Annotated in this window: 10 protein-coding genes and 1 tRNA gene; 8 read left to right on the top strand and 3 right to left on the bottom strand. The window is 64.4% G+C overall.

Annotated elements, in window-relative coordinates; genetic code table 11:
- Positions 1-20 precede the first annotated feature (20 nt).
- The 5 genes from AC07NT_RS11240 to AC07NT_RS11260 are packed head-to-tail and all read left to right on the top strand — an operon-like array spanning position 21 to position 6,710.
- Entirely contained in the window at positions 21-530 is a 510-nt protein-coding gene (locus tag AC07NT_RS11240) for a pilus assembly FimT family protein (protein ID WP_498598940.1), read from the top strand.
- Positions 520-1,074, top strand: coding sequence for a hypothetical protein (locus tag AC07NT_RS11245; RefSeq protein WP_498598939.1), 555 nt, complete (start codon positions 520-522; stop codon positions 1,072-1,074). The genes AC07NT_RS11240 and AC07NT_RS11245 overlap by 11 nt, the downstream gene beginning before the upstream one ends.
- Positions 1,071-1,970, top strand: coding sequence for a PulJ/GspJ family protein (locus tag AC07NT_RS11250; RefSeq protein WP_498598938.1), 900 nt, complete (start codon positions 1,071-1,073; stop codon positions 1,968-1,970). The genes AC07NT_RS11245 and AC07NT_RS11250 overlap by 4 nt, the downstream gene beginning before the upstream one ends.
- Entirely contained in the window at positions 1,967-2,392 is a 426-nt protein-coding gene (locus AC07NT_RS11255; protein WP_498598937.1) for an agglutinin biogenesis protein MshP, read from the top strand. Before AC07NT_RS11250 ends, AC07NT_RS11255 begins: the two co-directional genes overlap by 4 nt.
- Positions 2,393-2,405: 13 nt before the next feature.
- The gene (locus AC07NT_RS11260; protein WP_498598936.1) at positions 2,406-6,710 is read left to right on the top strand and encodes a hypothetical protein; all 4,305 of its coding nucleotides are present in this window, start codon (positions 2,406-2,408) and stop codon (positions 6,708-6,710) included.
- A gap of 167 nt (positions 6,711-6,877) precedes the next feature.
- On the opposite strand, the gene AC07NT_RS11265 is transcribed toward AC07NT_RS11260, so the two are convergent.
- A tRNA-Leu gene (locus AC07NT_RS11265) sits at positions 6,878-6,962 on the bottom strand.
- Between the two features lie 40 nt (positions 6,963-7,002).
- On the opposite strand from AC07NT_RS11265, the gene cysM reads away from it, so the two are divergent.
- Genes cysM through AC07NT_RS11280 form a run of 3 tightly spaced genes read left to right on the top strand, consistent with a single transcriptional unit; the run spans position 7,003 to position 8,740 of the window.
- The gene (gene cysM / locus AC07NT_RS11270) at positions 7,003-7,905 is read left to right on the top strand and encodes a cysteine synthase CysM (RefSeq protein WP_498598935.1); all 903 of its coding nucleotides are present in this window, start codon (positions 7,003-7,005) and stop codon (positions 7,903-7,905) included.
- 11 nt (positions 7,906-7,916) lie between these two features.
- The gene (locus AC07NT_RS11275) at positions 7,917-8,465 is read left to right on the top strand and encodes an NUDIX domain-containing protein (protein ID WP_498598934.1); all 549 of its coding nucleotides are present in this window, start codon (positions 7,917-7,919) and stop codon (positions 8,463-8,465) included.
- A 47-nt stretch (positions 8,466-8,512) separates the two neighbouring features.
- Positions 8,513-8,740: a sulfurtransferase TusA family protein gene (locus AC07NT_RS11280; protein ID WP_460489006.1), complete on the top strand. Its 228-nt coding sequence runs from the start codon at positions 8,513-8,515 to the stop codon at positions 8,738-8,740.
- Between the two features lie 33 nt (positions 8,741-8,773).
- On the opposite strand, the gene galU is transcribed toward AC07NT_RS11280, so the two are convergent.
- Positions 8,774-9,655, bottom strand: a complete 882-nt coding sequence (galU, locus tag AC07NT_RS11285; protein ID WP_498598933.1) for a UTP--glucose-1-phosphate uridylyltransferase GalU — start codon at positions 9,653-9,655, stop codon at positions 8,774-8,776.
- 39 nt (positions 9,656-9,694) lie between these two features.
- Complete coding sequence (locus AC07NT_RS11290) at positions 9,695-12,562, bottom strand: valine--tRNA ligase (protein ID WP_498598932.1); 2,868 nt, start codon at positions 12,560-12,562, stop codon at positions 9,695-9,697.
- Positions 12,563-12,601: the final 39 nt, after the last annotated feature.

Raw genomic sequence — 12,601 nt, forward strand, 5'->3', positions numbered from 1 at the left:
ATCGCCCGGATAATCCCCGCATGTCCCCTCTACGGCACACCCTGGCGACGCGACGCGGCACGCCTGGCTTCACCCTGATCGAACTGGTCATGGTGCTGATCGTGCTGGGCATCTTGGCGGTTTTCGTGCTGCCACGCATCGAGCTGACCCGGGGCTTTGACGAGGTGGGCTACCGCGATGCCGTGCGCGCCACGCTGGAATTTGCACGCAAGACGGCCGTGGCAGAGCGGCGCAATGTGAGTGTGGCCCTCGCCACCAGCAACCTGACTCTGACGATAGAAAACGTCGGCCCCGAGAGTTCCACCGGCACCTTCCCGCGCGCGCTTGCCTTGCCAACACCCGATCGACGCTGCCCGGTACCCATCCCTGTCAACCAGCTGTGTGCTCCGCCCAATATCACGCTCACAAGCGCGACAGGCACCCTGATCTTCACGCCCCTTGGCCGCCCTTCGGCTGCGGCCAGCTACACCGTCTCAGGCACCCCGCCCTGGACCATCACTGTGGAGGCGGAGACTGGCCATGTGCACTGAACCGCGTCAGCTCCGGCATCGGTCGCGCCAGCGCGGCCTGACCTTCATCGAGCTGATCTTTTTCATCATCATCGTGACAGTCGGCCTGGCCGGTATCCTGCTGGTGCTGAACCAGACCAGCAGCCGCAGCGCCGACCCCATGGTGCGCAAGCAGATGCTGGCCATCGCCGAGAGCGTCATGGAAGAAGTACGACTCCAGAGTCACGGCTGGTGCGACCCCGATGACGCCAATGTCGCCACGGCCACCAGCGCGGCCGGCTGTGCGGGAGGCACTCTTCCTACCGAGGCTCGTGGCAGCACGACCGCTCCCTGGGACCAGGTGACGGACTACAACGGCGCAAACATCACCGCCAGCCTGGCCAACACGGCATTTCCACTCGGCTACAACGCCACGGTCGTGATAACGCCAGAGGCACTAGGTCCGGCGGGCAGCGTTGTCCCCGCCGGTGAAGCGCTACGCATCCTTGTCACCGTCACCTTCGGCACCGAAAACGTGGTTCTTGAAGGCTACCGCACGCGCTACGCGCCAAATGCCCTGCCATGAAACGCAAGCACATACCCACACCGCGGCGGCGCATGACCGGCTTCACGCTGGTGGAAGCGATCATGGTGATCGTCATCACGGGTATCCTGGCCGCCATCGTGGCCGTTTTCATCCGCGCGCCGGTGGAAGGCTATCTCGACTCGGTGCGCCGCGCCGAACTCACCGACACAGCCGATGTGGCCCTGCGCCGTTTGACGCGCGACGTGCGCCTGGCCCTGCCCAACAGCCTGCGTGTCAGCGCGCCCGCAACCAATGGCACGGACTCTTTCTTCATAGAGTTCATCATGACCAGCGCCGGCGGCCGCTACCGTGATCCGACCGATGGTTCCACGGCTGGCGACTTCCTGAGCTTCACGAACGGGGCCGACCTGAGCTTCGATGTGCATGGTCTCATGCCGGCCATGGCCGCGGGCGATTTCATCGTGGTCTACAACCTCGGCCCAGGTAACGCGCCGGCCGACGCCTATGCACCAGCCAATGTCTCGAACGACTGCACCACGCCCTGCAACCGCGCCCGCATCACTGGCGTGGCTGGCAATGTCGTCACATTGGCCACCAACCCGTTTGCCGGCCAGGCACCCCCGTTGCCTTCACCGAGTGGACGCTTCCAGGTGGTACCGGCAACCACACGTGCTGTGACCTACAGCTGCTCGGCGGCAACGGCGGGCAACCTCACACGCTACTGGAACTACGGTTTCATCAACGCACAACCCACTCCGCCTGCTGGCGGCAGCCAGGCCCCGCTCGCCGCAGGCGGCGTCACCTGCGACGTATCCTATGTCCCCAACATCGGCGGGCGCAACGGTCTGCTGGAAGTGCGGCTCACCTTGACCTCAGGCGCCAACGCCGAGACCGTGACCCTGCAGCACCAGATCCGCGTGGACAACTCGCCATGATGCGCACCCGCTTTCCCCGGCTCCAGCGCGGCTTCACCGCCATCTCGGCCATCTTCATCCTCGTGGTGCTGACAGCGCTGGGCGCCTTCATCCTGAGTGTCTCCACCGGCCAGCAGATCGGCTCGGGCCTAGACGTGCAGGGCGTGCGTGTCTACGAGGCCGCGCGCAGCGGTGTGGAATGGGGCCTATACCAGCAGCTGCGCAACGGCAGCTGCGCCGCCACTACCAGCTTCGTCCCCACCGCGCCCACGCTTTCGGCCTATACCATCACCGTGGCCTGCACGGCCACGGCTGGCACCAATGGCGGCCCCACCACCTACCAGGTGCAATCGTGGGCCTGCAACCAGCCTACGGCTGGTGCCTGCCCCAACAACAGCCCCGGCGACCGTTATATCGAGCGGCGTCTGGATGTGACTTTCTGATGCGGATACCAACATGAAAACCCGCTTGCATCACCTGCTGATCTGTCTGGCCATGTGCATGGCAGGGGTGGCCCAGGCCGCTATCACGATCAATACTGGCGCCGCCTCGACCTTTCTAAGCAGCAATTCCGTCACCGGCGGCAGCAGTGTCAACGTCACCTTGAGCGTGACGACTTCGGGCAGTGGAACAGCAAACGACTGGAGTTCTTTCTCGTGGCAATTCAGCGGCGGCACAGTCACTTGCAACACTACTCCCAACTTCAATGGCAGCGGCACCAACAGCGGCGCCTATGGCATCACGGCACCGACAGCACCCGGGGTCTATAACCTCACCCTGATAGCCTACAACTCAAATGACTGCACGGGCGCGGCCGCCACTTTCAACGCTTACACCATGAATAACGCGCTCACGGTCTACCCGACCGTGAACAGCATTGCCATCGCGGCTGCCAGCCCTACAGCCGCTGCCAGCGTCACCTGGACGGTGACTTTCTCCGCCAGCGTCACCGGCGTAGACACCTCGGACTTCAGTCTGACCCAGTCCGGCGGGGTCACTGGCGCGGCCATCACAGGCACCAGCAGTTGCAGCGGCACCACCTGTACCGTGACCGCCAGCACGGGCAGCGGCTCTGGCACCCTGAGCCTGAATCTGGTCGACAACGACAGCATCGTGAGCAATAGCGTTGCGCTGGGTGGCACCGGTAACGGCAATGGCAGCCTGACCGGAGGCGTCGGCGCAACCTACACCATAGACCGCACCCCCCCCACGGTCAGCTCCATCGCTCTGGGCAGCGCAAACCCCACAGGGGCCACCAGTGTCACCTGGACCGTCACCTTCAGCAAAGCTGTCACTGGCGTAGGCACGGCGGACTTTGCTTTGGTCGCCACCAACGGCGTGACGGGCGCCAGCCTCACCACTGTGACGGGCAGTGGCACGACCTGGACCGTGACGGCCAACACAGGCAGCGGCAACGGCAACCTGGGGTTGAATCTGGTCGACGACGACTCCATCCAGGATGCACTGCTTAACCGCCTGGGCGGCACCGGCACGGGCAACGGCAACTTCACCGGCGCGGTCTACGACATCGACCGCACGGCCCCGACGGTCAGCTCCATCGCCGCTGCCAGCCCCAACCCGACGGCGGGCGCGGCCAGCGTGTCATGGACTGTCATCTTCAGCGAAAGCGTCACAGCCGTGGACGCAGCCGACTTCGCCCTGGTGCAGACCGGCGTGAGCAGCGCTGCCATCACCAGTGTCACGGGCAGCGGCACGACCTGGACGGTCACGGCCAGCACTGGCGTGGGCCTGGGTACCCTGGGCCTGAACCTGGTGGACAACGACACCATCCTCGATGCTGCGAGCAACCGCCTGGGCGGCACGGGCACCGGCAACGGCAACTTCACCGGCGAGGTCTACAACGTCACCGATGCCCCTTGCAACCCGCCGACCAACATCCCCAGCGGCGTCAACGTGACCTGCGTCTGCGACAACTTCAACCGCACCAGCCTGGACCCCTCAACCATCTTTGGCCAGAACTGGATCACCTCCATCAGCGACAGCACCGGCATCCAGCCCAGCATTGCCAACAGTAATGTGCTGCGCCTGACCAACAACACTGGCAACAATGCCAAGGCAGCCACCGTGCCAGCCGCTTTCCCGGCCGCCGGCAACTACATCTCTGTCGAATTCCTGCACTATGCCTACAACGGCAGCGGCGCCGACGGCATTGCCGTCACGCTGTCGGACTACACCGTGCCGGCCGTTCCTGGCGCTTATGGCGGATCACTCGGTTATGCGCAGCAGACCGCCATCAACGGGTTCGCCGGCGGCTGGATCGGCGTGGCGCTGGACGAATACGGCAACTACCAGAACCCGACCGAGGGGCGCGTGGGCGGCCCGGGCTTTTATGTCGATTCAGTTGGCATAAGGGGCTCAGGCACCGGCACCACGGGCTATCGCTGGCTGCAGGGCACGGCCGCCAACCTGTCACCCGCCATCGACAACGCCGGCTCCACCACACGCTCGCCCGGACACCGCTACCAGATCGTGGTGGACGCGCGCAATGCCGGTGCCACCACCCCGCAGACCTTCGTGGTCGTGAACCGGGACACCACGGGCGTAGGCAACAGCTACACGGCCCTGATCCCTTCCTTTGACGCCTTTGCCCGTGCCGTCACGCTGGGCTTCACACAGGCCGCGGTGCCCGCCAACTGGCAGATCTCCTTCACCGGCTCTACGGGCGGTTCGACCAACATCCACGAGATCGACAGCCTGCGCATTTGTGCAAGCGCTCTCGTGCCGCCCAGCGGTGGCGTAGCTTCGGGTTTTGCGGTCATCGACGAGGCCTATGGCACACCCGCCATCGCAGTACAAAACTACCTGACCGGCCGCATCTACACCAAGCTGGCCGGCATCCCCTTCAAGCTGAACGTGGCCGCCATCAGCAACAACCAGATCCAGACCGGGTACGTTCTCTCAGGTACCAAGAATGTCAACGTCAAGCTGGTGGACAACAGTGACGGCGCCTGCGTGCTCAACAGCTCGCAAGCCAACTACTGCAGCGCGACTTGCCAGAGTAAAAGCGCCGTAACTGGCGGTACGCAAACCCTGAGCTTCGCAGCGTCGAACGCGGGGCAGAAGCAGAGCGCCGACTTCACCATCAACAACGCCTGGAGCAACCTGGTGGCATTGGTCAGCGACGGGACCACCATCAACGCCAACGGCACCTGGGCCTGCTCCACCGACGCTTTCTCGGTGCGTCCGCTCAATTTCAACAGCCTCACGACCACCGCCAGCAACAGCACGTACACGGGCACGCCCGTCTTCCGTGCCGGGACCGACACTTTCACCATGACGGTCGGCACGGCCACGTCCGGTTATGCCGGGGCAGCCGCCGTGCCCACCATCAACAACACCACGGATTCCGCCTTTACCCCCCCCCGGGGCGTGGCCATGAGGACCGATACCACCAGCTGGACTCTGGGCACGGTCAGCCCCGGCAGCTTCCCGGTGGCCAGCGCGTCAAGCTCCACGGGCACCTTCACCTACAGCGAGGTGGGGCACTTCCAGTTCCTCGGCTACAACCCGGCCAGCGACACCACTTCAGCGCGGGGGGTGTACGACAGCACCTGGACTGCGGTAGACCAGACCTCTGACTGCATCGCCAACAGCTACGCCAATACACGCGACACCAGCGGCACTTTCCTCACCAACACCAATTACGGGAAATTCGGTTGCAACTTTGGCATCACGGCCACCACCGCCTTGTTCGGCCGTTTCATCCCGGACCATTTCACCCTGGTCTCGGGCAGCGTCACACCCTCCTGTACCGGGACCACGCGCAACTTCACCTATATGGGCCAGGCACGCCTGGGTGTGGCCTACCAGCTCGAGGCACGCAACGGTTCCGATGCCAAGACCGTGAACTACGCAGCGGCCCTGTATGGGGCGGGTGTGTTGCCGACACCGGCCCTGGTGGCCGAAGACCAGACCGCGGCCAACCAGAGTTGCGATCTGGTCAGCCGCCTCAGCGGCGCGCCCAGCGCCACTTGGGTGGCCGGGGTCTACACGGCCTCGACAGCCACCGCCAGCTTCAGCCGCCCGGGCACGGCCGCACCGGGCGCACTGGATGCCAGCACGCCGACGCAATGCACCAGCACACGCGCGAACGCCGGTAACCCCTTCTGGAGCCTGGACCTGGGCGTGCAGGTCACCGACGGCACAGCCGTCATGGCTGCAGCCGATATGAACGCCGGCAGCACGGGTACCTGCAGCGGCGCAGCCTGCAACGCGAAAAAACTGGGTAGCACGGGCATGGTGCTGGGGCGGCTCAATCTGCTCAATGCCTATGGTTCCGACGCGCTGCCCTTGCTGGTGCCTGTGCGCGCCGAATACTGGAACGGGACAACTTGGCAGCTCAACACCGATGACAAGTGCACGACGCTGGGCGCCACAACCCTGGCCGTGGGTAATGTCACCCCGGCCAGCGGCTCCAGCCTGAACGTCACCAGCGCCAGCTTGGCGTTGAGTCCTGCCGCCACGATGACAGGCGGCGTCACCAACTTTCGCATTACGCCAGTTGTCAAGGGCGCTGGCAGTTTGGACCTGGTGCTCAACCTCGGCGCGGGCGTAGCCAACAGCAACTGGTGCGGCAACTGGACCACGGGCCCGGCGGCGGGCACCGGCACCGCCCCCAGCCCCGACCTGAGTTTCCTGCTGGCCAACTGGTGCGGCAGCAGTGCCGACCGCGCCCCCGCCGCCCGTATCCGTTTCGGCAGTCCCAAGGCTCCGTACATCTACCTGCGCGAACGCTACTGAGCAGGCGCACATACGCCAGCCATGCACACGCCGCTGGCTTGAGAAACATCAGATCGGGGAGCAAGGTGCCCGGGGCCGGAATCGAACCCGGGCATGAAGTGCGCTTCAACAATACCGCCTTGGGCGGGCCGGTTCGCGAGTGCAAACCGACCAATTATTCAAGGAGGTGGTGCCCGGGGCCGGAATCGAACCGGCACGCCTTGCGGCGGGGGATTTTGAGTCCCCTGCGTCTACCAATTTCACCACCCGGGCAAGAGGGAGAGAAGGCCGAAATTATGGCACAGTGGCGGTCATGAACTACCCGACCATTGAAGACGCCATCGGCAAGACGCCGCTGGTGGCCCTGCAGCGCATCGGCGCCGCCGAAAACACCGAACGCGGCAACGTCATCCTCGGCAAGCTCGAAGGCAACAACCCGGCCGGTTCGGTCAAGGACCGCCCCGCCCTGTCCATGATCAAACGCGCAGAAGAGCGCGGCGAGATCAAGCCCGGCGACACGCTGATCGAAGCCACCTCGGGCAACACCGGCATTGCCCTGGCCATGGCCGCGGCCATCAAGGGCTACCGTATGGTGCTGATCATGCCGGAGGACCTGTCCATCGAACGGGCGCAGACCATGAAGGCCTTTGGCGCCGAGCTGATCCTCACCCCGAAGTCTGGCGGCATGGAGTACGCGCGCGACCTGTCCGAGCAGATGGAAAAGAGCGGCAAGGGCCGTGTGCTGGACCAGTTCGCCAACCCGGACAACCCGCGCATCCACTACGAGACGACGGGCCCGGAGCTCTGGGAACAGACCAAGGGCAACATCACGCATTTCGTGAGCGCCATGGGCACCACGGGCACCATCACCGGTGTGTCGCGCTTCCTCAAGGAAAAGAACCCGGCTATCAAGATCATCGGCGCCCAGCCCAGCGAGGGCTCGCGCATTCCCGGCATACGCAAGTGGCCCGAGGAATACCTGCCCAAGATCTACGATCCCAAGTCCGTGGATGAACTGGTCTATGTAAGCCAGAGCGACGCCGAGGAGATGTGCCGCCGACTGGCGCGCGAGGAAGGCATCTTCGCCGGCATCTCGGCCGCAGGCGCCTGCTGGGTTGCGCAGCAGATCGCCGCGCGCGAGAAGAACGCCACCATCGTTTTCGTGGTCTGCGACCGCGGCGACCGGTACCTGTCCACCGGCGTTTTTCCCGCCTGACTTTCGGCCTGATGAGCCAGAACTTCCAGTACTGCCCGGCCTGCGCCACCCCGCTGGCTCTGATCAGCCAACAGGAAGACGGCGGCGCCAAGGAGCGCCTGCGCTGCCCGGCCTGCGCCTGGACACATTGGAACAACCCCACCCCGGTGCTCGCCGCCGTGGTGGAATACCAGGGCCATATCCTGCTGGCGCGCAATGCCGCCTGGGAAGGCAAGATGTACGCGCTGATCACCGGATTCATGGAGGCTGGCGAGACCCCACAAGAGGGCATTGCGCGCGAAATCCAGGAAGAGACCAACCTGCAGGCGATAGAGCTTAGCCTGATAGGCGTCTACGACTTCCAGCGCATGAACCAGGTGATCATTGCCTACCATGCGCGCTGCGAAGGCGAGGTGAAGCTTTCGCCCGAGTTGGTGGACTACCGGCTGTTCACGCCCGACAAGGTCAAATGCTGGCCCGCGGGCACCGGCTACGCCCTGGCCGACTGGCTGCGTACCCGCGGCCATGAACCCCAGTTCATCGAGTGGTCACGACCAGCCGACCCCACACCAGCCATCTGATTTCCGGATTGCTTAAAATAAGCAGTTCTTGATATACCGGACTTGTGATGAACATCGACCGAGAACTCGACACCCGCGGCCTGAACTGCCCCCTGCCCATCCTCAAGGCCAAGAAGGCCCTGGCGGAAATGACCAGCGGCCAGACGCTGCGCGTGGTCGCCACCGACTCCGGCTCGGTGCGCGACTTCGCGGCCTTTGCCAAGCAGACCGGCAACGAACTCCTGGAACAGGTCACCGAAGGCAAGGACTACATCCACGTCCTCAAGCGTCGATGAGACACCCGGCCGGCTTCGCGCCGGCCACCAGCCTCATACCTTCAGGGTCTTGAGGTATTCACGGAAATGGGCACCCACCTCGGGGTGCGCCAGGGCCAGTTCCACAGTGGCTTCCAGAAAACCTTCCTTGCTGCCGCAGTCGTAACGCTTGCCGGCATAGGTGTAGGCGTAGGCCGCCTCGTGCTTCAACAGACCGGCAATGCCATCGGTGAGCTGGATCTCGCCGCCCGCGCCGCGCGGCTGCTGGCGGATCTGATCGAACACGGCCGGGGTCAGGATGTACCGACCCGCCACAGCAAGGCGCGAGGGCGCGACTTCGGGTGCCGGCTTCTCGACAATACGCTCGATCTGCATGAGCCGCTCCCCTGCGCTCGTGCCGGCTACGATGCCGTAACGGCGCACCTGGTCCTGCGGCACCTCCTGCACCGCCAGCACCGAGCGCCCCAGACGCTGATAAACGTCGGCCATCTGGGCCAGCACATGCTGGCCACCCGGCGGGCCCATCATCAGGTCGTCCGCCAGCAAGACTGCAAAAGGTGATCCTTCGGTCAGATGCTCAGCGCAAAGCACGGCATGGCCCAGACCCAGGGCGCGCGGCTGGCGCACGTAGGTGCAAAGCATGTCACTGGGTGAGACCGAATGCACGAGGTCCAGCAGGGCCTGCTTGCCGGCATGCTCCAGCTCGTTCTCCAGCTCGTAGGCGGTGTCGAAATGGTCTTCGATGGCACGCTTGTTCCGCCCGGTCACGAAAACCATGTGGCGGATACCGGCGGCGTAGGCCTCTTCCACCGCATACTGGATCAGCGGCTTGTCGACCACTGGCAGCATCTCCTTGGGCGCCGCCTTGGTGGCGGGCAGGAAACGCGTGCCCAGGCCGGCAACGGGGAATACGGCGGTCTTGATCTTTTGTGTCATTCGAAGATTCTCCCTTAGCAATGTGTCAATTCTGTCTTGTCACTTGAGCCTCGCAAGCTGGTCACGCAACTTCGCCAGCGTCGCCGTGAAATCGTTCACACGTTTGTTCTCCTGCTCGATCACGGCCGGCGGCGCCTTGGCCACAAAGGCCTCGTTGGACAGCTTGGCCCGGGCTTTGGCAATCTCGCCCTCCAGGCGCGCGGCTTCCTTGGACAAGCGAGCCTTCTCGGCCGCCACGTCCACTTCCATGTGCAGGCAGAGGCGGGCCTCACCCACCACGGCCACGGGCGCAGCCTGGGCGGCAGCGGCCCACTCGGCTTCGACCTTGAACACCTTGACCTCGCTGAGCTTGGCCAGCGCCTGCAGCACCGGCGCCCACTGCTCCAGGAACGCTGCCTCATTGGCGTTGCCAGCCATGGCGTACAGGGGCAGGCGGGTGGATGGCGAGACGCTCATCTCGCCGCGCAGGTTGCGGCAGGCATCGACGAAGAGACGCAGGCGGGCCACTTCGGCCATGGCTGCGGTGTCGATGCGCTCGGGCTGGCTCACCGGGTAGGCCGCCACGCTGACCGACTCGCCGGCACGGCCGGCCACCGGGGCGACCTTCTGCCAGAGCTCTTCGGTGATGAAGGGAATCAGCGGATGCGCCAGGCGCATGATGGTTTCGAGCGTGCGGATCAGGGTGCGACGCGTGCCTCGCTTTTGCGCGTCGTTGCCGCCGTTGATCTGCACTTTGGCGATTTCCAGGTACCAGTCGCAGAACTCGTTCCAGACAAAGTCGTAGATGGTGTTGGCCACCACATCCAGGCGGTAATCGGCAAAGCCCTGGGCCACCTGCGCCTCGACCTGCTGCAGCAGCGAGACGATCCAGCGGTCGGCCGCGCTGAACTCCAGGTAGCCACCAGGCAGGCATTCCCCGGCACCGTGTTCCTTGAGGCCGCAGTCATGGCCCTCGCAGTTCATCAGCACGAAACGCGTGGCGTTCCAGAGCTTGTTGCAGAAGTTGCGATACCCCTCGCAGCGCTTGCTGTCGAAGTTGACGCTGCGGCCCAGCGTGGCCATGGCCGCGAAGGTAAAGCGCAGCGCATCGGCGCCGTAGCCGGGAATGCCCTCGGGGAATTCCTTCTCGGTGTTCTTGCGCACCTGAGGGGCACTCTCGGGTTTGCGCAGGCCCTGGGTGCGTTTTTCCAGCAGCTGCGCAAGCGCGATGCCATCGATCAGATCGACCGGGTCCAGCACATTGCCCTCGGACTTGCTCATCTTCTTGCCCTGCGCATCGAGCACCAGGCCGTGGATGTAGACGTGCTTGAAAGGCACCTTGCCCGTGAAATGGGTCGTGAGCATGATCATGCGGGCGACCCAGAAGAAGATGATGTCGTAGCCCGTGACCAGCACGGACGAGGGCAGATAAAGATCGAAGTCTTCGGTCTGCTCGGGCCAGCCCATGGTGCTGAAGGGCACGAGACCCGAGGAGTACCAGGTGTCAAGCACGTCTTCGTCACGCACAAGCTTCTTGCCCGGCGCCTTGGCCTGTGCCTCGGCTTCGCTGCGCGCGACGATCACATTGCCGTCTTCGTCATACCAGGCCGGGATCTGGTGGCCCCACCAGAGCTGGCGAGAAATGCACCAGTCCTGGATGTTGTTCATCCACTGGTTGTAGGTGTTGACCCAGTTCTCGGGCACGAACTTCACCTGGCCGGTCGCCACGGCGTCGATGGCCTTCTGCGCGATGCTCTTGCCAGTGGGGTCCTTGTCGCTCACCTTGCTTGTGGCCACGAACCACTGGTCGGTGAGCATGGGCTCGACGACCTGGCCCGTGCGCGTGCAGATGGGCACCATGAGCTTGTGCTTCTTGGTCTCGACCAGCAGGCCCTGGGCCTCCAGGTCCTTGACGATGGTCTTGCGCGCGACAAAGCGGTCCAGGCCGCGGTAGGCCTCGGGGGCGTTGTCGTCGATGGTGGCCTGCAGTGTGAGGATGCAGATCATCTCCAGTTTGTGGCGCTGGCCCACCTGGTAGTCGTTGTAGTCGTGCGCAGGTGTGACCTTGACCACGCCGGTGCCGAAGGTCTTGTCCACGTACTCGTCGGCGATCACGGGGATCTGACGGCCCACCAGTGGCAGAGTCACCATCTTGCCGATCAGGTGCTTGTAGCGCTCGTCCTCGGGGTGCACCATCACGGCCACGTCGCCCAGCATGGTCTCGGGGCGTGTGGTGGCCACCACCAGACTGTCCGAACCATCGGCCAGCGGATAGCGGATGTGCCAGAGCGAACCGTCCTTCTCTTCGCTCTCGACTTCCAGGTCGGAGACGGCGGACTGCAACACCGGGTCCCAATTGACCAGGCGCTTGCCGCGGTAGATCAGGCCCTGTTCGTACAGGCGCACGAAGGTCTCGGTCACCACCTTGGACAGCTTGTCATCCATGGTGAAGTACTCGCGGCTCCAGTCCACGCTGTCGCCCATACGACGCATCTGCGTGGTGATGGTGTTGCCCGATTGCTCCTTCCACTCCCAGACACGGGCCACGAAGTTCTTGCGGCCCAGGTCGTGGCGGCTGATCTTCTGTTCCTGCAGCTGGCGCTCCACCACGATCTGCGTGGCGATACCCGCGTGGTCGGTGCCTGGCACCCAGACCGTGTTGGCCCCCGCCATGCGGTGGTAACGCGTGAGCGAGTCCATGATGGTCTGGTTGAAGGCGTGACCCATGTGCAGCGTGCCCGTCACATTGGGCGGCGGCAGCTGGATGGCGAAGGACGGCGCACCCGCCTTGGCCTTGCCCGTGCCGCGGAAACCGGCAGCGCCATAACCCCGCTTTTCCCACTCAGGGCCCCACTGGGCCTCGAGCGCGGCCGGTTCGAAGGACTTGGACAGGCTGTTGAGGCCCGGTTGCTGGACGGTGTCGGTCATGTGCGTACTGGAAATGCGAAACGGCGCCCAAAAGAGCGC

This window comes from Hylemonella sp. GW821-FHT10B10, from assembly GCF_059415585.1.